The organism is Anabaena sp. 54 (assembly GCF_017355725.1).
Taxonomy (GTDB): Bacteria; Cyanobacteriota; Cyanobacteriia; order Cyanobacteriales; family Nostocaceae; genus Dolichospermum; species Dolichospermum heterosporum.
In genome coordinates this window covers 1-21,300 of the sequence record NZ_JAAVWA010000033.1, presented here as the reverse complement: position 1 = coordinate 21,300, position 21,300 = coordinate 1, and the positions used below count along the sequence as shown (strand labels likewise).

Sequence of the window (21,300 nt, the reverse complement as noted above, 5' to 3'; positions counted from 1 at the left end):
ACTAACTAATTACTAATGACTTTTGATTGAACTTTCGCAGCATTGTATAGCAAAGCGGATCTTTTAGCGTACCTATAATCACAAATATCTTTAAAAAATAATCACACTTATAGTGTGTAGAAAATCAGTACCACTAAAGATTATGTTTGCTATGTGACAGAAAATTCTCAACTTCAAAAATTTGGCGAATATATTCGCACAATCAGAAAAGCGCAAAATCTTTCTCAAGAACAGTTAGCAGAACTGTCAGGACTACATCGCAACTATATCGGTGGTGTTGAACGTGGTGAAAGAAATATTGCTTTGTTAAATATTATCCGTATTGCTCAGGCTCTGGGAATATCACCCAGTGAATTATTAAAAGGTTTAGATTAAATGGTATTTCCTTATGCCAGTATTCCAGTTGAAAAATGGGCAGATAAAACAAAAGAACTGATAGAAGAACATCCTCTCAAGCCAAATGTTATTAGAGAGGTTGCTTTAAAGAGTTGGCAGCTTTTATGGCAAACAAAAATAGGAGAGGAAGACACATATTTGAGCCTGGCAGAAATTGATCCACCAGCTATTATGGTGGGTTATTTTTTTGAAAAACTATTTGCCAAAGAATTGCAAAAGCGTTATCCAGAAGAATGGAGAGGAACACAATGTAAAGATGAAAAAGATATTGTTTATCTAAAGGATACAAGATATTCAATAGAGATAAAAACTTCTGGTCAGCTTGGCACAAAAATTTTTGGAAATCGCAGCTATGGTCAAAAAGCAAAAGATGAAAATAATGAGGAGCTTGCTAAAAAAGAAAAGTCTGGTTATTATATTACAGCTAATTTCTACCAGCAAAGTTTAACATTATTAAGATTCGGTTGGATAGATCATGAAGACTGGAATGCACAAAAATCAGCAACAGGTCAGGCATCTGGTTTAGATCAAAAAGTCTATGAGCATAAACTTTTTACAATATCAGGAGAATATATTTTAGATTCTCCTGTTAATTTATTATGTAAAGTTGGTGATGTAATTGCGAATGAGATGAATAAGGAAGGAATAAAAATTATTCAGGAATTAAGTGATTATCAAGGTAATAATCAAACTGTTAAAAAAGCCAAAGTGCAGGAAAAATATCACAATATACTTAAATTGAATTCAGGGATTGAAAAATTTGCACTGGGCAAAAACATAATAAATGGTGTTTGGTGGTGGTTAACTTAAAAATATAAAATTACTTTTATTTTATAGAAATAAAGACATTTGTTCTACTTGACAACTTTGTTCTTTCAAAAAAGTTTCAATTCTATTAGCAGCAATATCACAGTAATCTTGACGAATTTCAAAACCAATTACTAGCCGATTTAAATCTAAAGCTACCATAGCAGTAGTACCTGAACCCAAAAATGGATCTAGGATAATTTGATTTTGATTTGAAGATGCTTGAATTATTCTTTGAATGACAGCAGAGGGAAACTGTGCTGGGTGTGGTGTTCTTTCTTTTGAAGATCGGTTTTGTCCAGAAGTTACTTTCGGAAATTCCCAAACATCAGTGGGATTTTTACCTAAAGGATTAACCCTGATTTTACCATTCTTTTTTTGATTGGGATATTTAACATTAGGATCACGAATATCGTCAAGATTAAAAGTATAAGCTTCTGAATTTTTCACATACCACAAAAATTTCTCATTTCTAGGTGAAAAGAACTTACTTCCTGCGACTCCAGCACCATAATTCCAAACAATTTCCTGAATTAAATAAAAAGGAATTTTATCCCAAAGCAAATATGAAATAGGAATTGCTTTAGCACGATTTTTAATAGATAAATAACCTAAATTTAGCCAAAAAGCTCCATCACATAAAGTCAGACGATAAACTTCTTTTATCCATTGTTCACACCAATTTATATAATCGTCTAATGGCAATAAATTTTCATATTCTTTACCAATGTTATACGGTGGACTGGTGACAGTTAAATTAATTGATTCATCTGGTAAAATTGTCATCGCCTCTAAACAATCTAAATTGTAAATGAGACAATTAGACGCTTGAAAGTAGGGTTTACCTAGTAATTTACTTATATCAGTCAAATTCATAGCTTAATAATCTGTGTATATGGTACTCTAAACTGCTGATAGTATATATGAACTACTTTATTAGCAAGTAACAGTTTAAGTAGGTGAACGGAAAAAAACCGAAATATGTAACGAAAAGTAAAATCGCCCAAACCCTCTTCACCCTTGCCTCTTGCCTCTTGCCTCTTGCCTTGTCATAACGACGATTTTCAATGCTAACCTACTTAGTTATCTCACAAAAGCTCTAATTCCGATAAACAAGCTACAATCTAAAATAAGAAATTGTTAAAAAACTTTACGTTAATAGCTGGAAATTTTCTGTGTCACAGCCTAATATTACCCAAACCTTTAAATTTGATTCTATTGATGCCGCTTTGGCCGATCTCAAAGCCGGTCGTGTCATTGTTGTCGTAGATGACGAAAATCGAGAAAATGAAGGTGATTTAATTTGCGCCGCCCAATTTGCCACCCCGGATATGATCAACTTCATGGCTGTAGAAGCCAGAGGACTGATTTGTTTGGCAATGACAGGCGATCGCCTCGATGAACTAGACTTACCATTAATGGTCAGCACACTCACGGATACTAACCAAACCGCCTTTACAGTTAGTATTGATGCCGGACCCCATTTAGGCGTTAGTACCGGCATTTCCGCCGAAGACCGCGCCCGCACGATCCAAGTCGCCCTCAACCCAGGCACCAAACCGGAAGAATTACGCCGTCCAGGTCATATTTTTCCCCTGCGGGCTAGACCGGGAGGCGTACTCAAACGGGCAGGACATACAGAAGCCGCTGTAGACCTATCCCGATTGGCGGGACTGTATCCAGCCGGGGTAATTTGTGAAATTCAAAACCCCGATGGTTCAATGGCGCGATTAAATCAGTTAGTCGAATATGCCAAAAATCATCACCTCAAAATTATTAGCATTGCCGATTTAATCAGTTATCGTCTCCAAAACGATCGCCTAATATACAGAGAAATCATTACCAAACTCCCCAGCCAGTTCGGTCAATTTGATATTTACGGCTACCGTCACACCCTGGACAACACAGAACACGTTGCCATTGTCAAGGGAGATCCAGCAAATTTCCGAGATGAAGCCGTAATGGTGCGAATGCACTCGGAATGTTTAACAGGAGATGCTTTAGGATCTTTGCGTTGCGACTGTCGGATGCAATTGCAAGCCGCATTAAAAATGATTGAGGATGCAGGTCAAGGTGTCGTTGTTTACCTGCGTCAAGAAGGACGGGGCATAGGCTTAGTTAACAAGCTAAAAGCCTATTCTTTACAAGATATGGGCTTAGATACCGTCGAAGCCAATGAACGGTTAGGGTTTCCCGCTGATTTGCGTGATTATGGCATGGGGGCGCAAATTCTCATGGATTTGGGCATCAAAAAAATCCGTCTCATTACCAATAATCCCCGAAAAATTGCTGGTGTCAAAGGTTATGGCTTAGAAGTCGTAGATCGTGTTCCCCTCTTAATTGAGTCTAATGATTTTAATTCCTATTACCTAGCTACTAAAGCTAAGAAATTGGGACATATGCTGTTACAAACTTATCTAGTTACAGTAGCGATACATTGGCAAGATGAACCAGAATCCGTCACCGGACGCTATGAACGACTAGAGAAAATACGGTATTTATCCAAAAATCAACATTTATTGTTACAGGAAGAAGCCCGTCCATTGGGAATCGCTTTATTTGATCAACCCTCTTTAACTGTACATTTGGGTTTTGACCAAGCTAATATTGCTGAATCCAATTGGTATCAACAAAAAGGTCATCCTTACCTGCAAGCAATCTGCCAGATTTTAGATGAAATTGCAACTTTACCCTATATTCAGAAAATGGAATTTCTGATTGCGACAGGTAGCGATCCTTTGAGTAATTTGCAAGTACAGTTAGATAGGCAAACTTTCGCTGATGGTGTACTACCTTCTTCTTTAAAAGGTATTTTTCAAACACAGCACATTTACAGTTTTAGTAAGTAGGGTTTGCTGAATTTCCATAGATTAATCATAGCTTTAGTTTTATAACTAGAGCTATTTGTTGATTATTTATGTATGCTTGAATAACCCCACAAATAAAAATTGCTATCAACTAGACATTAGCAAGTAAAACAAGTATAATTTTTACCATTTATAATAATTTGTGGGTCATATACAGATAACAAACTAAGAAGAAAGTCATGCTTGTAGAATTTAGTGTAGAAAATTATCGTTCAATCCAAGAAAAGCAAACATTGAGTATGGTAGCTGCTGATAATGAAACCATGCTAGATAGTAATACTTTTTCTGTACCTGATAATGATGATTTACGCTTAGTTACAAGTGCTGCTATTTATGGTCCAAATGCTTCTGGTAAAAGTAATTTACTCAAAGCTATACAAGTGCTGAAAAATCTTGTCATTAACTCAGCTAGTAGAATGCAAATTGGGGATAAATTACCTGTTGAACCATTTAGATTAAATAGTGAATCAGCAAAAAAGCCTAGTAGTTTTGAAGTGATTTTTATTCTTGATGATATTCGTTATGAATATGGAGTTTCATTAAATCGAGAACGAGTATTTGAAGAGTGGTTAATTGCTTATCCAAATGAAGTTCAACAAAACTGGTTTTCTCGTGAATATCTGCCAGATGATCCAAAGTTTCAACCAGATGAAGGATATAAATGGTCTTTTTGTAAAGGATTAAAAGGGGAAAAAAAGCGTATTCAAAGATTTGTCCGTTCTAATTCTTTATTTATATCTCATGCTGCACAAAATAATCATCCTCAGTTAAAAGAGGTATTTGATTTTTTTCAAGATGAAATAAATATGATTTCTTTAACGGAAGGTCAGCTTAGAGAATTTGATTTTACCATTAAAATGTGTGAAGAAGATAATAATTTTCGTGAACAGATTGTTAATTTGTTGAGTGAAGCTGATATTGGTATTTCAGATATAAGGTTTGAAAGTGAACCAATGGATGATAATATAAAATTGGTGGTTCAAAATCTTTTTAGCAAAGAATTTGAAGGGAGAAAGAATGCTAATAATTTATTAGAAAAAGACTTTAAAAAAGTTATAACTATACATAAAATGAATGATTCTAATAGTAAAATAGAATTAGAAATGAGTGATGAATCTGCGGGAACAGAACGTTTATTTAATATAGCAGGATATTTATTATTCGTATTAGAATGTGGAGAAGTATTAATAATAGATGAATTAGATAGAAGTTTACACCCAGTTCTTTCTAAAGCATTAATAAGAATGTTTAATAATCCAGAAATTAATAAAAACAATGCTCAATTAATATTTACAACTCATGATACTACATTATTAGATGGTGAAATATTCAGACCTGACCAGATATGGTTTACTGAAAAAGATAACAGCATGACTAAACTATATTCATTGTTTGACTTTCGACCTCGTGAACATGAATCTTTACAAAAAGGTTATCTACTAGGTCGTTATGGTGCTATTCCTTTTATTAATGGGTTCAAGGGAGGGAGTGAAAAAGATGAGAAAGGGAAAATCGACAAATAATTTAAAACGAAGTTCGGAGAATAAAAATCCTAGAGGATACTTTTTAATTGTAGTTGAGGGTGAACAAACAGAATATAATTACTTTGAGTCTCTAAAACGTGAACTTAAATTATCAACAACTGAAGTTAAAATAGTTCCCGCTTATGGTGGAGATCCTCTGGAGATTGTAACTACAGCTTATGATCTATCTCAACAAAAACAATATGATTAAGTATTTTGTATATTTGATGATGATAATAAACCGGATAAATATAAACAAGCTCTCAGCACAGCAAAAAAATATAATGTTGAATCTATAACATCAATACCCTGTTTTGAATTTTGGTTTTTACTCCATTGTTGTTATACTACCAGTCCCTTTAGTAGTTACAAAGAATTACGTCCAAAGCTAGAATCAGAAATGAGAAAAGAGGGTATTCTCCAAAAAGGAGAAACTTATAATAAAAGTGATAGATTACTATATGAAAAACTTAAACCCAATCAAGAAAAAGCAATTATTCATGCTATTAAACTAGAAAATAATCATCCCAACGAAGATGGATGTACCAAACCATCAACAAGAGTACATATTCTAATTGATAAATTGCAAAAACAAAAAAACTTTGAATGACCAATTATTTATTAGCAGTATTAACGCTTCTTAACTGGCGAAAAAATGTAATTTGGGAAATAGGTAAGTTTTTAGTTTTCACCTATTCCCTTTTTTCTTAACTAGCAACTTACGCGAATATTCAGCCCAAATAATTTAATTTACCCGCCCTTTTAACCAAGTTTGGATATCAGCAAAGCTGGTAAAATCTAACAATGCTTCGCTCAAATCTTCGAGAACCGGCAAAGGTAAACTAGAAATTGAGGAACGCATTTCCTCAGAGATTTTTCCAAACCGCTTAGTCAACAGTCGAATAATCACATTAACAGTTGCTTCCTCTCGTCCTTCCTCTCGTCCTTCCTCTCGTCCTTCCTCTCGTCCTTCTTCCTTAATTTCTTGGTAAACTCTAGTTTCCTTGAGTGTTATTCCTAGCATAGACTCTACCTCCATTCGGCTAAGTTTTTCAAACTTGTACACCATGATAGTCGTGATCATCTCTATTATGGCGCGACTTGATGGTTGAGGATCTTCTTCACGGGTTCTTATTAACAAATCCCGTGCTGCTGCTGGCGCTTGTTCTTCCTCCACCGTAGTCAATACCATCAATGCTACCCATAGAGGTAATTGACGAATATCCCCCAATTCATTCAAATACACTCTATGTACTTGTTCACCTTTTAGTAAGGTTCTATGAGGGTAAATGTCCCTTTGTTCGGTATTGCGAGATGGATATATTATAACTGCTTGCCAGTCACTAAATCTAACGCGGTTGCGATAGAAATATAGTGAAGATTCTGCAAATACTCTTTCATAAAGTTGTTCATCTTTTTGAAACTGCACCTCACAGAAATACACAATCCCAGCACCTTCATTTTCTGGGGGGAGAAATACTCCATCTATTTCAAACTTGGGTTCTTTGACAGCTACCGAATCAAATCGGTAAGCATCTGCATTTATGGGTGGATTTGTCAACAGTTCAAATAGCAAAGTTGGAGACTGTTGAAATAGTTTATAGAAAATGGAGTCTCGACGCATGAAGCATTCTATCTATTTGTTAAATATCCTCTAAATTTAATCACATTATTTGAGATTCTGCATAAGTTTTAACTAAATTAAATGTTCAGAATTTTGTTTTGCTAACTAATTGAAAGTTTGTAATTGCCGAAAAGAATGCAATTTATTGATAAACTTTTCACCATCAAAACTCAAAGGATCAACCTTCCCATTCCCCACATCTACAGCACGATGAGTAGTAATTCTCTCATCAGGAACTTGACTTTGAGCAATTAACCAAGCTAAAGAATTATATTGAGCCTCTGTATATCCTGAATGTGATTCTATATTACTTTTACCCCAAGCATCTGGAGGGGTTTCTAGGGATACATGATAGGCAAAATTATTGACAGATGGGGGTAAATTAGGATTAGTTTGCACAGTTTCCACACCATTAGCACCTTTAAAAACTGAATTACCAGCACCAAAAGCGCGTTTTTCTGGAGGAACTAAATAAATAACTTTTCCCTCTAAAGTAATGATGGCATGATAACTGGCTTGAACACTTTCATCATCATGGCGTGTTTGAAAAAAATTAATGGCACTAGAAGTAGAATTAGTAGTTTCATGAAGGACAATAATGGCTTGATTATTAAACGGGACACCATTAATATCTGCTGTATAGCGATCGCCATAATTGCTAGGATCAACCTTAACCTGGGCAAACTTAGGTCTATAATTAGCAAAATCCCTAGTAGTTATATATAGAGGATTAATTTTATTCATCTTTGTGGGAGATGGTCTTAATTTTTGCTTATTTTCTGGCTTAGTTACTGCTGATTGTAATTGCCCTGGTGAATACTGATTCCACGTTGTCACCTCTGAAGTGGATGCAATTGTTTGATTGTGTTTTTGTCTTGCACCCCCAATAAATACAGCCAGAATCAGGGTAGCTAACATCAAAAAAATCAGGATGACTCTAGTTGCCCAAGCTCTAAATTTCATATTTTTTATAGAAAATCGGTAATATAGTGTGCTGATTGTCAATATTCATGGGTGAAGGCAAGCAGGGGGGTAGGGGAGGTGGGGGAGGTAGGGGGGGTAGGGGGGGTAGGGGAGGTGGGGGAGGGAAGAACAGAGGTTTTTTTTCGATCATTACCCGTCAAAATAAATTTGACGAACTACTAGTAACAATTATACCTGCTGACAAGTACAAAGTGCCTGAATTGGCTAACTAGGGCTTGCTGAAAAAACGTAAACCGTAAATGAATCAAAGGTTTGAGGTTGATAAAAAGGAAAATAGGTGCAAGGTTTTTGAGGGGGTAGTACCAAAACGGAGTATTTTACCTCTAATAAACTTAAAAGTTTGGGGATGACAGATAGCTGAAACTGTCACCTGTCAACTGTCACCTGTCAACTGTCACCTGTCACCTCCCTTCACGAGAAGACTTATTCAGCAAACCCTAACTAATGATAATGATAAGATTTTCCAATGAAGCTGAGAAAAATCTCAGCCTGTTTTTGACTAGAGATGTTGTCCACAAGATTGATTTAATCAGGTTCTTGATTATTTCTGATCTTTGGCAGTCCTCATATTGACTAATTGATCAGGTTAAGAGAAACTTATAATTAACGAAGGTAAATACTAGTGAAAATAATAAATTTTGTAAAAACGATGAAATATATGTCCTTAAGTATGGGAAATTATGAGATAGGTGGCAAATTTGTATCTAAATTCCTATCCCTAAATTTTGAGCTAGTCTGAAATCAGGCAGCTAGGTTCAAATCTATTATCTAGGTTGGCTTTCAAAGCATGGAAACATTAGAATTCATCATTTATCCAGATGGTCGAGTACAAGAAAAAGTCACCGGTATTATCGGTGCATCTTGTGCTGAGGTGACAGCAGCCATAGAAGCCCAGCTAGGACGAGTGTTGAGTAATGAACCAACCTCAGAGTTTTTCGCCACTAACCCGCAGCAAAATAGTGTGGCGAATACACAAACCGCCCACAGCGAATGGTAAGTTTTCCAACTAGTTAATGTTCATTGATTACAAACCACTATGTCACACTTTAGCCAAATTAAAACACAAATCCGTAATCTAGAATCCTTGAAAGATGCCCTTTCCGATTTGGGAATAGACTGGAAACCTGGACCTTGTGAGGTGCGTGGTTATCGTGGTCAAACTCATGCAGCCGAAGTAACTATTGAACAGCAAAACGGCTATGACATCGGTTTCAGATGGAATGGTCAAGAATACGAATTAGTTGCAGATTTACAATATTGGCAACAAAATCTATCTGTGGACGGGTTTGTCCGTCAAGTAACTCAACGTTATGCTTATCAAACAATAGTCAAAGAAACCACTAAAGTTGGCTTCCAAGTGGCAGAACAACAGCAACAGGAAGATGGTTCTATTCGCCTAGTAGTACAACGCTGGAGTGCGTAATGTCTAATTTGCAGCCGTCGCCACAAGCAGAGGAATATAATCGTTCCGGCTTAGAACCAGAATTAGGGAATTTTCTCCGAGATGTCCCTGAACGTTCTGGTTTAGAACCGGAATTAGGTGGATTGGTGCGGCAAAAAGGCGTTTATGTGGATGAAATTACCTGTATCGGTTGTAAGCATTGCGCCCATGTTGCCCGAAATACTTTTTTTATTGAAGAAGATTATGGGCGATCGCGCGTCATCCGTCAAGATGGAGACATAGAAGAGGTAGTTCAAGAAGCCATAGATACCTGTCCTGTTGATTGTATTCACTGGGTTGATTACACAGAACTTAAAAATTTAGAAGAAGACAGAAAATATCAGGTAATTCCTGTAGTTGGTTATCCAGTAGAACATGGTGTAGCCATTACAGAAAAACGCCGGAAAAAACAAAAGTTAAAAAAATCCAATCCTTAAATAACTTGACAATTTGTATTGATTATGCAGTTAAGCGCTGGTTTTACCAGTGCTTTTATTTTATATCCCACATTCCGCACCCCCCGGTGTCACAATCGGTAATTATGGCTAACGCCACGCTGCGCTATCAGGAGGTAGGGGCGCAGGGCCTGCGCCCATTCAGGAGTATGGCTAACGCTACGCTATCAGCAAACCCTATTTAATTAACTTTGCTCTTTATTTTAGTTAACCTTGTTAAATCTTAATTAATCATATTATAGTCAAATTAAAAATGTTCTTTAATGTTGAAACGTGAACAGGTAAAGACCGTTAAGTTTTCATTCAAGGAGCTTGTGGGGAAGAGAAAATTTGTAGAATGAATAATAAGATTATTTCTGTAACTGTGAAAAAGGGTCTTCAGGTGTGATATGTGTGAATTGGAATAAAATCCGTGCCAATGGAGATTTGAAGGCGTTTTGAACGGTTGTGTTTTGGCGTATAATAAAAGACTGTATTTGGCAAATTAAGCCGGATTTGTGACTCTCGCTGCTGACAAGTTTTGACAACAAAAATTTGTAATTGTTTTGGAAATTGTAATTTTAGGTTCGGGAATCTATGTTAACCAACTCGCAAACCCCCACTATCACAAAAGAATCATCTGATCTTCTCCCTGGAGTTAATGCTCAGGCTAGAGTCAGCCAGTTTATGCAAAATTTGCAGGATGAAATTACCCAAGGTTTAGAGAAATTAGATGGTCTGGGGAAGTTTCAAGAAGATAGTTGGCAGCGTCCAGAAGGGGGTGGGGGGCGATCGCGTGTACTGCGTGACGGAGCAATTTTTGAACAAGCAGGTGTAAATTTCTCTGAAGTTTGGGGTTCTCATTTACCTCCTTCGATTTTAGCCCAACGGCCAGAAGCTACAGGACATGGCTTTTATGCAACGGGGACTTCCTTAGTATTGCATCCACGCAATCCTTATGTACCTACAGTCCATTTAAATTACCGCTATTTTGAAGCAGGTCCAGTTTGGTGGTTTGGTGGCGGTGCAGACTTAACACCTTATTACCCTTTTGCTGAAGATGCACAACATTTCCACGGCACCTTTAAAAAAGCTTGTGATCAACACCATCCCGAATATTATCCTGTGTTTAAGCGCTGGTGTGATGAATATTTTTATCTGAAACATCGAGATGAAACACGGGGAATTGGTGGGTTATTTTTGGATTACCAAGATGGTCAAGGTTCTATCTATCGCGGTCCAGATCCCAATGGGGAAGCAGCGATTTATAGCAATCAGGTAGGTGAATTACCCTCGCGGAGTTGGGAAGATATATTTGCTTTAGTTCAAGACTGTGCTGGGGCATTTTTACCTGCTTATGTGCCAATTGCGGAACGCCGGCACGGGATGGAATATGGCGATCGCCAACGCAATTTCCAATTATACCGTCGTGGTAGATATGTAGAATTCAACTTGGTTTATGACCGGGGAACAATTTTTGGACTCCAAACCAACGGTCGCACAGAATCAATTCTCATGTCTCTACCACCTTTAGTTCGTTGGGAATATGGCTACAAACCAGAACCTAATACTCCTGAAGCCCAGTTGTATGAGACTTTCCTAAAACCTCAAGATTGGATAAACTGGAAACCAAGTCAGGAATAAGCAATGGGTAATGGGTAATGGGTAATGGGTAATGGGTAATGGGTAATGGGTAATGGGTAATGGGTAATGGGTAATGGTAAGGAAGTAAAAAACAGAATATGTTTGTCAATCCCCAATCCCCAGTCCCCAGTTCCCAATTTCCAGTTATTTTTGTTAAATACCATGACAGTAAGTTACACTAACAACTAGATGTCATCTTCTGGACATGAGTTGATACTTCCTCTCATTGCGAGTGTTTGGATTAGCAAATATTAGTAAAAAAGTATCGGTTCAGTGATTAATATAGATCAAAAAACCTGTACGACTGAAGACGGTCATACCATAATGGTATTGACACCTGCTGGTCGTTTAGATATTGCCACTGCTTGGCAATTTCGTCTCAAGCTACAGGAATGTATTTCTAAACACAGTCCTCATGTTGTTGTCAATCTAGGACAAGTAAATTTTATTGATAGTTCCGGGTTGACCTCTTTATTAGCCGGGATGCGTGAAGCTGATAGAATTAGTGGCAGTTTTCGGATTTGTAATCTTCATTCGGAAGCTAAACTTGTGTTTGAAGTTACAATGATGGATACAGTATTTGAAATTTTTGATACCGAAGAACAGGTTTTAAAGACTCCACCCCGGATTTTGGCGAGTCAATAGGATTTATCAGAAAATCCAAAATCCAAAATCTAAAATTGAATGACTTTCACGAATTAGGTCTGATTAGTTCATACTAGAGAAGAGGAATACGTCTTTACTAAAATTTTCTTTGTGAATAACGTCCGTACAGTATCTGATACAAAAAGAACCTTTTACACCCTTCATACCAGGCCAATTAACACTATTTACCGCCGGGTAGTGGAAGAGTTGATGGTAGAAATGCACCTGCTATCAGTCAATGTTGATTTTAGCTACAATGCCATTTATGCCTTGGGCGTTGTCACCACTTTTGACAGCTTCATGGACGGCTACCAACCAGAACAGGATAAAGAATCAATTTTCCGAGCAATTTGTCAAGCTGTGGAACAAGATCCCCAGGGTTACCGACAAGATGCTTCCAGATTGCAAGCTTTAGCTGTCAGTTTACCAGTTAAGGATTTGATTGCTGGTTTGAGTCGGGCAAATTCCCTAGATCAAGATGGGGACTTGCAGCAGCAATTAGAAGCGGTTGCTACCAATTCCAACTTTAAATACAGTCGCTTATTTGGTGTTGGTTTATTTGCATTATTGGTACAGTCAGATCCTGAACTGATCAAAGATGATAAACAAAAGAGTGAAGCACTCAAAGCGATCGCTAACGGGTTAAATATCTCTGAAGATAAACTCATCAAAGATTTAGAACTATACAGTTCCAACCTGGAAAAAATGGCGCAAGCACTCATAGTCATGGCAGATATTTTGACAGCAGATCGCAAAAAGCGGGATGCTTTAAAGTCAGCCTAACTATCAGCACCATCCCGTACCAATAAATAAATTGGGAACGGGATAACCGTGTCAAGAAATCCCCCAGATAGCAAAAAGCCCGCCTAACATCAAAGTTTTTAGCGGGCTAAATAATTATTGAAAATTGAAAATGGAGCTTATGGGAGTCGAACCCATGTCCAAATTGGGTATTAACCCTCCACTCGTTCACAGGTTTAGCCTTTCTGACCCTCAAGGCGGGAATCGCTCATTATCCCGAACGTAGGATGCTCTGATTTAATCTTAGCCTTCAAGCCAACCAGAGAACGCTTGTTGGAGCATCCGTTGGGGGTTAGGTCTTTAATCCTTAACGGAGTCAAATTAAAGACGCTCGAACCTAAAAGAGGTTTCTTAGGCAGCTACTAGAGCTTCCCGACGAGCAAATTTTACGATATTGTTCGCATTTACTTTTTTTTTGAGTCTTTGATTTCCGAGAGATGACTCGCTCTCGACCTGAATCACAGAGTAGCTTTCGCCAACCTGTCGAAACCGTTAAAGCCCCATGTACTTCACACTTTTATTATAGTAGACAATTTTGTAATTTGACAAATAAAAAGTATAGTTAAGATTTGCTGATAAGTAGTGAGACAGAATTAATTATACAATGTTATTGCGTAATCGTTGCCTGGCGTTAGCCATATGGAACGAAGTGAAATGAAGCAATTGCCAGGGTTGTGATTGCTTCCCTGCGATCGCAATGACTGTCAATATTCTTGTCCAATTACTTAGCGTAGCTTGACACTCTCCGGTCTAAAGACGCGGAGATTCTATAGAGAGTTTCAGTCTATATCCCTCAGTTATCCCAGTTTCAGGCACTGCCTTAAATATTTGGGTTCTTGCCCTGATTTCGTTGGCCCTGGCGGGCGAAATCATATCTGACAAGCGTAACTTTCCGAGAGTCCCTCGGTAGCTTTTTATGTCTTTAGTGACAATATAGTTGTATCACGAATATGGATTAAAATCAATGCAGGATTTATCCTGCCTCTAGTACAAAACGGCGTAAATAAACCAACCATTCTAAATCCTCCAAAAGCCTATACTGTCTTCATTTTGACTTTTGACTTTTGACTTTTGACTTCCGCCTTGCGGTACTAGCCTTCATCCCTTGTCTAAAGCCCAAATGTGGCTTCCTGAGTCACCCACATTTTCAAGGGTTTTCGGCGTTCTTCCTTATAAAAAAAAAGAAGTCGGGAATCTCAGATAGAATATTCATCTGTCCCCTTGGTGCATAACTTCCATGACCATATTTGGTGAAAATCCCTTTTCTCCGCAAGAAATAGCCTCAGAAGGCATAAAACCAGAAGAATATACAGAAATCATCCGTCGCTTAGGTCGTCATCCCAACAAAGCCGAACTCGGTATGTTTGGGGTAATGTGGTCAGAACACTGCTGTTATAAAAATTCTCGCCCTTTACTCAAACAGTTTCCCACCACCGGACCACGCATCCTCGTTGGACCAGGTGAAAATGCCGGAGTTGTGGATATTGGCGACGGACTACAATTAGCGTTTAAAATAGAATCCCATAACCACCCTTCCGCCGTTGAACCCTTCCAAGGTGCAGCCACCGGAGTTGGTGGGATATTAAGAGATATCTTTACAATGGGGGCGCGTCCCATAGCCTTATTAAATTCTTTGCGGTTTGGGGATTTGAATGATCCCAAAACCCAAAGATTATTTACGGGTGTAGTTGCGGGAATCTCCCATTATGGTAACTGTTTGGTCGGTGGCGAAACATTTATCTGGAAAGATCAAGAAGGTGTGCATTTTGATACGATTGGTAATTTTGTAGAATCGCGCTTACCTGCTAATGTCCACACTTTAGAGATAGACGATGCTAATGCAGTTACAACCCTGTCCTTAGACCCAGATCAGCATACTGTAAGTTGGCAGCGTGTCCGCCGTATTTTCAAACGTTGTACCCAAAATCTCATGACTATCCGCACCGCTTTGGGGCGTAAGCTGATAGTTACCCCAGACCATCCCATGGTAATTTGTGCAGAAGGTCAATGGGATGTATCCCCAGCACAATCTTTAAAAGTGGGTGATCAAATTCCCATTATCACCGCTTTACCGGAATTAGAACCAGGAGAAAACCAAAACGCACCCCTAGACTTAATTGCTGGTTTAAACCCAGAAGATGCTAGTGGTAAAGATGTTTATGTACAACTACCGGAAAATTGGCAAGTCACGGAAGTTGTGCGGACTGCATTGCGGTTAATTGAACCTTCAGCTACTAATCGTCATCACTATTTAAGCACTGGTAGACTCCCACTTTCTCACTTTTTAGCCCTAGAACTGCTGCTTAACGTTTCCCGCAGTGATATTAGTCTATTCCGACGTGGCAAAGCTAACTATATGCCAGCAGTTATTCAGCCAAATGAATTATTTGCCCGATTAATTGGCTATTTCTTGTCTGAAGGTTGCGTTTCCCAAAATGGCAACACATACAAAATTATTTTCACCTTTGCCCACCATGAAACAGAGTATGTTGAAGATGTAATTGCTGGATTGAAGCAATTAGGATTACGCCCCTGTGTGGAAAAACGCGCTTCTACTATCGCTGTTTATGCAACTTCGTGGTTATTAGGGCATTTCCTCAAAAATGTATGGCAATGTGGAACTCAAGCCAGTAATAAGGCTTTTCCCGCTTGTATTTTTCAATGGTCACAAAATTTGCAGCGTGAAGCCCTGAAAGGCTTACTGCGTGGTGACGGTTCAATGACTACAAAAACTAATGGTAATCATGCCAAAATCAGTTTTGGGACAACCAGCCATCAATTGTTTGAACAAACAGTTATCCTGCTGCAAAGTCAAGGAGTCATGCCCTATATTTATCAAAGACCAGCGGGGGAAGGAGAAATAGAGGGACGTAAGCACATTCACAAACCATTATGGCAATTGGAAGTTAGTAATTTTGCGGGATTAAAAGAATTAGCAACTGTCTTTAGTCAACAGCGCAATGCAGAATTAGCAGTTGCCCTGAATCGTTACAATGGCAGTAAATATTCATTTCCCCGCTTTACTCAGTCTGCGGCAGATGTGGCTGTTGTCAAAATTAAAAGTATCGAATGTCAAGCCGTTGATGAATGTAATGTTTACGATGTGGAAGTAGATCACACCCATCTTTTTGTAACTTCATCTGGGATTGTTACTCATAACTGCGTCGGGGTTCCCACCGTTGGTGGTGAAGTCTATTTTGACCCCGCCTACTCGGTCAATCCCCTGGTCAACGTCATGGCACTGGGATTGATGGAAACGGCGGAAATTGTCAAATCAGGGGCTTCTGGCTTCGGAAATCCTGTGCTGTATGTAGGTTCAACCACCGGACGGGATGGCATGGGCGGCGCGAGTTTTGCCAGTGCGGAATTAACTGATGAATCAATGGATAACCGTCCCGCTGTGCAAGTGGGAGATCCATTTGTCGAAAAGTCCTTAATTGAAGCTTGTTTAGAGGCATTTAAAACTGGGGCTGTAGTGGCAGCACAGGATATGGGCGCTGCGGGTATCACCTGTTCCACTTCGGAAATGGCTGCAAAAGGTGGTGTGGGGATTGACTTCGATTTAGATAAAATTCCGGTGCGGGAATCGGGAATGATTCCTTATGAATACCTGCTTTCGGAATCTCAAGAACGAATGTTGTTTGTTGCCGAAAAAGGACGAGAACAGGAATTAATTGATATTTTCCACCGTTGGGGACTACAAGCGGTGGTTGCGGGGACAGTAATAGAAGAACCCATTGTCAGAATTTGGTTTGAGGGGAAAATTGCGGCGGAAATTCCGGCTGATGCTTTGGCGGAAAATACGCCTTTGTATGAAAGAGAATTATTGACAGAACCCCCAGAATATGCACAAAAAGCATGGCAATGGACAAGTGATGATTTACCTGTTTGCAATGCTGCGGGAATTGAAATTGCGGGAAGTCTGGAAACTTGGAATCAGATTTTATTGACTTTGCTAGATACTCCTTCCATTGCTTCTAAAAGCTGGGTTTATCGCCAATATGACCATCAAGTTCAGAATAATACCGTATTGTTACCCGGTGGCGCTGATGCGGCTGTGATTCGTATCCGTCCCTTAGAAACACCGCAAAATCCAAAATCCAAAATCCAAAATCTAAAATCCGGTGTTGCGGCTACGGTAGATTGTAATTCTCGTTATGTCTATCTTGATCCTTATGAAGGGGCGAAGGCAGTAGTGGCGGAAGCTGCCCGGAATCTTAGTTGTGTGGGTGCTGAACCCATTGCTGTGACGGATAACCTCAATTTTGGTAGTCCAGAAAAACCCATTGGTTATTGGCAATTAGCATCCGCTTGTCGGGGTTTGAGTGAAGGTTGTCGTGAGTTGGGAACGCCGGTAACTGGGGGGAATGTTTCTCTCTACAATGAAACTTTCGACGCGGAAGGTAATCCCCAACCAATTTACCCGACTCCGGTTGTGGGTATGGTGGGCTTGATTCCTGATTTAACGAAAATTTGCGGACAAGGTTGGCAAAATGCAGATGATATAATTTATCTTCTGGGTTTATCAATTCAATCCAAAATCCAAAATCCAAAATCTAAAATGGAATTGGGTGCTTCTGAATATTTGGCAACTATTCATCATACGATCGCTGGTAAGCCGCCTAGAATTGATTTTGATTTAGAACGGCTGGTGCAAAAGGCTTGTCGTGATGGTATTCGCGCTGGTTGGGTAAATTCTGCCCATGATTCGGCTGAAGGTGGTTTAGCTGTAGCGATCGCGGAATCTTGTCTGTCGGGAAATTTGGGGGCGGAAATTAATTTCCCAATTTCTACAAATCACGATTCCCGTTTTGATGAAGTGCTATTTGGTGAAGGTGGGGCGAGGATTTTAGTTTCTGTGAGTCAAGAAAACCAAGAAGCATGGGAATCCTATTTACAGAAAAATCTGCCAGAGAATTGGCAAAAGCTAGGAACAGTATCTAATTCCGGCAATTTAGAGATTTTAACCACAGATCACCAGAAGTTACTCCAGGTTAGTCTCGAAGATATGAGCGATCGCTATTCTTTGTCAATTTCCAAACGTCTCGCCATCTACACCAATACCTAAGCAACAGCAAAAATCAAGGTTTAAACATGAAAATTTACAATTCATCCTCTATCCTTGACCAATTTACGGTACTGTTTTAGTGGATGGTTAAAGATTTGTTAAGAAGTTTTTAACTCTCCCTCAAGCAAGGTGACAGATAGGATTTCTTTACTTTTGACTTTTGACTTTTGATTTTTGATTTTTGAACAACATCCCCACCAGGAGCAATACCAGCATGATTCCCATGAATTCGGATGAGTACCCCCAAATTGCTAACAACCCAATCAATAGTCATGAAGAGCGCCCTGACAAGCCAGAAGAAGCTTGTGGTGTGTTTGGCATTTATGCCCCAGAACAAGACGTTGCTAAATTGACCTACTTTGGATTGTATGCTCTTCAGCATCGGGGTCAAGAATCTGCTGGGATTGCTACCTTTGAGGGTACGCGTGTCCACCAGCACAAAGATATGGGTTTGGTGTCTCAAGTCTTTAATGAAACCATCTTAGATCAATTACCCGGAAATCTGGCAGTTGGTCATAATCGCTATTCCACTACCGGTTCTAGTCGCAAAGTTAACGCCCAACCTGCTGTAGTAGAAACTCGGTTGGGTTTATTAGCACTTGCACATAATGGTAATTTAGTCAATACCGTAAAATTGAGAGAAGAGTTACTCAAAGATAAGTTTAACTTAATAACGACAACCGACTCAGAAATGATTGCTTATGCGATCGCTCAAGAAGTCAACGCTGGTGCAGATTGGGTAACAGGAGCTACCAGTGCCTTTCATCGGTGCGAGGGAGCATTTAGCCTGACTGTTGCTACACCCGTAGGTGTGATGGGAGTCCGTGATCCTAACGGGATTCGTCCCTTGGTAATTGGCACATTAGATAGTGATCCTGTCCGTTACGTTCTCGCTTCCGAAACTTGCGGTTTAGATATTATCGGTGCAGAATATCTGCGTGATGTTGCCCCTGGAGAATTGGTTTGGATCACGGAAACAGGCTTAGAATCATTTCAATGGCATCAACAATCAGAACGCAAACTTTGTATCTTTGAAATGATCTACTTTGCCCGTCCTGATAGCCTCATGCACAACGAAACCCTATACAGTTATCGAATGCGGTTAGGACGGAAAATGGCGGCAGAAGCCCCCGTAGAAGCTGATTTGGTCTTCGGTGTCCCTGATTCTGGTATCCCTGCCGCCATTGGCTTTTCCCAAGCCTCTGGTATAGCTTACGGTGAAGGATTGATTAAAAATCGCTACGTTGGTCGCACCTTTATTCAACCTACCCAAGCCATGCGAGAATCAGGGATTAAAATGAAACTTAATCCCCTTAAAGATGTCTTATTCGGTAAGCGAGTTGTAATTATTGATGATTCCATTGTCCGGGGAACTACTAGCCGCAAACTCGTTCAAGCCTTGCGTGATGCTGGTGTAGCCGAAGTCCACATGAGAATTTCTTCTCCTCCTGTAACTCATCCTTGTTTCTATGGTATTGATACTGATACCCAAGATCAATTAATTGCTGCTACGAAGTCAGTCGAAGAAATAGCCAAGCAATTACAAGTTGACAGTTTAGCTTATTTGAGTTGGGAAGGAATGCTAGAAACAACCAGAGAAGATACTAATAGTTTTTGTTCGGCTTGTTTTACTGGTGATTATCCTGTGGCTATTCCTGAAAAAATGAAGCGTTCTAAATTGATTTTGGAAAAAGCCCTAGTTTAGAAAATTGGGAATATCCAAGAAGTAATTAAATTGGTAATTGATAATTATCAATTACCAATTATTTGCTACAGGTGTAGGGGTAAAGCAAGAGCTTCATTGGTGTCAACTTAAGCTCAAATCCCTACCACATCTCGTTTCTAGTCTCTGACTAGGAATGCAGTTGATGAGGCTCTGCCTCTAATATTATTGAAGACAGAGCCTTCTAGAATTCATTCCCAGTCTCTGACTGGGAATGAGATGGGGTTTTCGGCATTTCCCTTATAATAACTATAAATTTCTATTACAGTAATTCTCGCTCTAATGAAATACAATGGAGGGCGCAGTCCCTCTCAGGTCTAAAGACACGCCCGTTTTCCACTTACCGTGAGGTCTGATGAAGCAAATTAAAATTATTGTAGAAAAGCACTTTGATGGCTATATTGCTTATCCTCTGGGTATTCAAGGAGTTATAGTTGGTGAAGGTGATAGTTACGAAGAAGCTTTAGCATAAAATCAGCAATTCGATGTCATATAGAAGTATTTGGTCAGGAAGTTTTAGAAGATGAATCACCGATTTTAGAAGCTTTTGTTGCTGAAGCTGAGGTAACTATCTAATGCCGCTAATTATCCTAAATATGTGGAAGGTTTTCGCAAGGAAGGAAGAACATTGGCTAAAATATCTCAAAATCATCATCCTAATCAGGATAACCAGGATTAAAGGATGTACAGGATGGTAATTTTTACATGGTTTGTTGGTGATGAAATTTGTATTTGTCTGAATCAGGATAACCAGGATTAAAGGATGTACAGGATAGTAATTTTTACATGGTTTGTTGGTGATGAAATTTGTATTTGTCTGAATCAGGATAACCAGGATTAAAGGATGTACAGGATAGTAATTTTTAGATGGTTTGTTGGTGATGAAAGTTGTATTTGTCTGAATCAGGATAACTAGGATTAAAGGATGTACAGGATGGTAACTTTTAGATAGTTTGTTGGTGATGAAAGTTGTATTTGTCTGAATCAGGATAACCAGGATTAAAGGATGTACAGGATGGTAATTTTTACATGGTTTGTTGGTGATGAAAGTTGTATTTGTCTGAATCAGGATAACCAGGATTAAAGGATGTACAGGATGGTAATTTTTAGATAGTTTGTTGGTGATGAAAGTTGTATTTGTCTGAATCAGGATAACTAGGATTAAAGGATGTACAGGATGGTAACTTTTAGATAGTTTGTTGGTGATGAAAGTTGTATTTGTCTGAATCAGGATAACTAGGATTAAAGGATGTACAGGATGGTAATTTTTAGATAGTTTGTTGGTGATGAAAGTTGTATTTGTCTGAATCAGGATAACTAGGATTAAAGGATGTACAGGATGG

At 38.9% G+C, this 21,300-nt stretch carries 17 protein-coding genes, 1 other RNA gene and 1 pseudogene; 13 read left to right on the top strand and 6 right to left on the bottom strand.

The genetic code is table 11. The features are described from left to right. The first annotated feature begins 153 nt into the window (after positions 1–153). Together HEQ36_RS21725 and HEQ36_RS21720 are read left to right on the top strand one after the other, a co-directional pair. Positions 154–375 carry a helix-turn-helix domain-containing protein gene (locus HEQ36_RS21725; RefSeq protein WP_015080221.1) on the top strand — a complete coding sequence of 74 codons (222 nt, stop codon included), beginning with the start codon at positions 154–156 and terminating at the stop codon, positions 373–375. Then, on the top strand, positions 376–1,206 hold the full coding sequence (locus tag HEQ36_RS21720) for a ScaI family restriction endonuclease (RefSeq protein ID WP_168635469.1): 831 nt from the start codon (positions 376–378) through the stop codon (positions 1,204–1,206). A gap of 21 nt (positions 1,207–1,227) precedes the next feature. Here the strand turns inward: HEQ36_RS21720 and HEQ36_RS21715 are convergent, their stop codons facing one another. Beyond that, the gene (locus HEQ36_RS21715) at positions 1,228–2,079 is read right to left on the bottom strand and encodes a site-specific DNA-methyltransferase (RefSeq protein ID WP_053539074.1); all 852 of its coding nucleotides are present in this window, start codon (positions 2,077–2,079) and stop codon (positions 1,228–1,230) included. 299 nt (positions 2,080–2,378) lie between these two features. Here HEQ36_RS21715 and ribBA point away from each other — a divergent pair, with 299 nt between their 5' ends. The 3 genes and pseudogenes from ribBA (at position 2,379) to HEQ36_RS26095 (ending at position 6,203) form a co-directional block, all read left to right on the top strand. Continuing rightward, entirely contained in the window at positions 2,379–4,052 is a 1,674-nt protein-coding gene (gene ribBA / locus HEQ36_RS21710) for a bifunctional 3,4-dihydroxy-2-butanone-4-phosphate synthase/GTP cyclohydrolase II (protein WP_168635468.1), read from the top strand. A 197-nt stretch (positions 4,053–4,249) separates the two neighbouring features. Continuing rightward, the gene (locus HEQ36_RS21705; RefSeq protein ID WP_168635467.1) at positions 4,250–5,593 is read left to right on the top strand and encodes an ATP/GTP-binding protein; all 1,344 of its coding nucleotides are present in this window, start codon (positions 4,250–4,252) and stop codon (positions 5,591–5,593) included. After that, positions 5,520–6,203, top strand: a pseudogene (locus tag HEQ36_RS26095) (RloB family protein). The gene HEQ36_RS21705 and the pseudogene HEQ36_RS26095 overlap by 74 nt, the downstream one beginning before the upstream one ends. A 135-nt stretch (positions 6,204–6,338) precedes the next feature. On the opposite strand, the gene HEQ36_RS21690 reads toward HEQ36_RS26095, so the two are convergent. Both HEQ36_RS21690 and HEQ36_RS21685 read right to left on the bottom strand, forming a co-directional pair. Then, positions 6,339–7,217 carry an Rpn family recombination-promoting nuclease/putative transposase gene (locus HEQ36_RS21690; protein WP_015080216.1) on the bottom strand — a complete coding sequence of 293 codons (879 nt, stop codon included), beginning with the start codon at positions 7,215–7,217 and terminating at the stop codon, positions 6,339–6,341. A gap of 105 nt (positions 7,218–7,322) precedes the next feature. Beyond that, on the bottom strand, positions 7,323–8,180 hold the full coding sequence (locus HEQ36_RS21685) for a peptidoglycan recognition family protein (RefSeq protein WP_168635466.1): 858 nt from the start codon (positions 8,178–8,180) through the stop codon (positions 7,323–7,325). Between the two features lie 808 nt (positions 8,181–8,988). On the opposite strand from HEQ36_RS21685, the gene HEQ36_RS21680 reads away from it, so the two are divergent. The 4 genes from HEQ36_RS21680 (at position 8,989) to hemF (ending at position 11,720) form a co-directional block, all read left to right on the top strand. Beyond that, positions 8,989–9,198, top strand: a complete 210-nt coding sequence (locus tag HEQ36_RS21680; RefSeq protein ID WP_053539079.1) for a DUF2997 domain-containing protein — start codon at positions 8,989–8,991, stop codon at positions 9,196–9,198. A gap of 39 nt (positions 9,199–9,237) precedes the next feature. Continuing rightward, positions 9,238–9,624, top strand: a complete 387-nt coding sequence (locus HEQ36_RS21675; RefSeq protein WP_027400746.1) for a DUF1257 domain-containing protein — start codon at positions 9,238–9,240, stop codon at positions 9,622–9,624. Further along, positions 9,624–10,079, top strand: a complete 456-nt coding sequence (locus tag HEQ36_RS21670; RefSeq protein WP_168635465.1) for a ferredoxin — start codon at positions 9,624–9,626, stop codon at positions 10,077–10,079. The genes HEQ36_RS21675 and HEQ36_RS21670 overlap by 1 nt, the downstream gene beginning before the upstream one ends. A gap of 594 nt (positions 10,080–10,673) precedes the next feature. Then, positions 10,674–11,720 carry an oxygen-dependent coproporphyrinogen oxidase gene (gene hemF / locus HEQ36_RS21665; protein ID WP_168635464.1) on the top strand — a complete coding sequence of 349 codons (1,047 nt, stop codon included), beginning with the start codon at positions 10,674–10,676 and terminating at the stop codon, positions 11,718–11,720. On the opposite strand, the gene HEQ36_RS21660 is transcribed toward hemF, so the two are convergent. After that, a complete protein-coding gene (locus tag HEQ36_RS21660) occupies positions 11,711–11,884 on the bottom strand; it encodes an alpha/beta hydrolase (protein WP_168634707.1) in 174 nt (57 codons plus the stop codon). The genes hemF and HEQ36_RS21660 overlap by 10 nt on opposite strands. 109 nt (positions 11,885–11,993) lie before the next feature. Here HEQ36_RS21660 and HEQ36_RS21655 point away from each other — a divergent pair, with 109 nt between their 5' ends. Next, positions 11,994–12,365 (top strand): STAS domain-containing protein, encoded by a 372-nt coding sequence (locus tag HEQ36_RS21655; RefSeq protein ID WP_168635463.1) that lies wholly within the window; start codon positions 11,994–11,996, stop codon positions 12,363–12,365. Between the two features lie 111 nt (positions 12,366–12,476). Next, positions 12,477–13,148 carry a photosystem II biogenesis protein Psp29 gene (psb29, locus tag HEQ36_RS21650; protein ID WP_168635462.1) on the top strand — a complete coding sequence of 224 codons (672 nt, stop codon included), beginning with the start codon at positions 12,477–12,479 and terminating at the stop codon, positions 13,146–13,148. A gap of 128 nt (positions 13,149–13,276) precedes the next feature. On the opposite strand, the gene ssrA is transcribed toward psb29, so the two are convergent. After that, positions 13,277–13,668: a transfer-messenger RNA gene (gene ssrA / locus HEQ36_RS21645) on the bottom strand. A 735-nt stretch (positions 13,669–14,403) separates the two neighbouring features. Between ssrA and purL the strand changes: the two genes are divergently transcribed. Both purL and purF read left to right on the top strand, forming a co-directional pair. Beyond that, positions 14,404–18,234 carry a phosphoribosylformylglycinamidine synthase subunit PurL gene (purL, locus tag HEQ36_RS21640; RefSeq protein ID WP_168635461.1) on the top strand — a complete coding sequence of 1,277 codons (3,831 nt, stop codon included), beginning with the start codon at positions 14,404–14,406 and terminating at the stop codon, positions 18,232–18,234. 214 nt (positions 18,235–18,448) lie between these two features. Continuing rightward, on the top strand, positions 18,449–19,939 hold the full coding sequence (purF, locus tag HEQ36_RS21635) for an amidophosphoribosyltransferase (protein ID WP_168635460.1): 1,491 nt from the start codon (positions 18,449–18,451) through the stop codon (positions 19,937–19,939). 586 nt (positions 19,940–20,525) lie between these two features. On the opposite strand, the gene HEQ36_RS21630 is transcribed toward purF, so the two are convergent. Continuing rightward, positions 20,526–21,300 (bottom strand): hypothetical protein (locus HEQ36_RS21630; RefSeq protein WP_290708425.1); only part of this gene is annotated, 775 nt, incomplete at its 5' end.

What these genes read in the sequence shown, in the direction of transcription:
- HEQ36_RS21675 (WP_027400746.1), top strand. Translation starts at nt 9,238, where the DNA reads ATGTCACACTTTAGCCAAATTAAAACACAAATCCGTAATCTAGAATCC.
- HEQ36_RS21720 (WP_168635469.1), top strand. Translation starts at nt 376, where the DNA reads ATGGTATTTCCTTATGCCAGTATTCCAGTTGAAAAATGGGCAGATAAA.
- purL (WP_168635461.1), top strand. Translation starts at nt 14,404, where the DNA reads ATGACCATATTTGGTGAAAATCCCTTTTCTCCGCAAGAAATAGCCTCA.
- HEQ36_RS21685 (WP_168635466.1), bottom strand. Translation starts at nt 8,180, where the DNA reads ATGAAATTTAGAGCTTGGGCAACTAGAGTCATCCTGATTTTTTTGATG.
- HEQ36_RS21660 (WP_168634707.1), bottom strand. Translation starts at nt 11,884, where the DNA reads ATGGTATTTAACAAAAATAACTGGAAATTGGGAACTGGGGACTGGGGA.
- HEQ36_RS21670 (WP_168635465.1), top strand. Translation starts at nt 9,624, where the DNA reads ATGTCTAATTTGCAGCCGTCGCCACAAGCAGAGGAATATAATCGTTCC.
- hemF (WP_168635464.1), top strand. Translation starts at nt 10,674, where the DNA reads ATGTTAACCAACTCGCAAACCCCCACTATCACAAAAGAATCATCTGAT.
- purF (WP_168635460.1), top strand. Translation starts at nt 18,449, where the DNA reads ATGATTCCCATGAATTCGGATGAGTACCCCCAAATTGCTAACAACCCA.
- HEQ36_RS21680 (WP_053539079.1), top strand. Translation starts at nt 8,989, where the DNA reads ATGGAAACATTAGAATTCATCATTTATCCAGATGGTCGAGTACAAGAA.
- HEQ36_RS21705 (WP_168635467.1), top strand. Translation starts at nt 4,250, where the DNA reads ATGCTTGTAGAATTTAGTGTAGAAAATTATCGTTCAATCCAAGAAAAG.
- HEQ36_RS21715 (WP_053539074.1), bottom strand. Translation starts at nt 2,079, where the DNA reads ATGAATTTGACTGATATAAGTAAATTACTAGGTAAACCCTACTTTCAA.
- HEQ36_RS21690 (WP_015080216.1), bottom strand. Translation starts at nt 7,217, where the DNA reads ATGCGTCGAGACTCCATTTTCTATAAACTATTTCAACAGTCTCCAACT.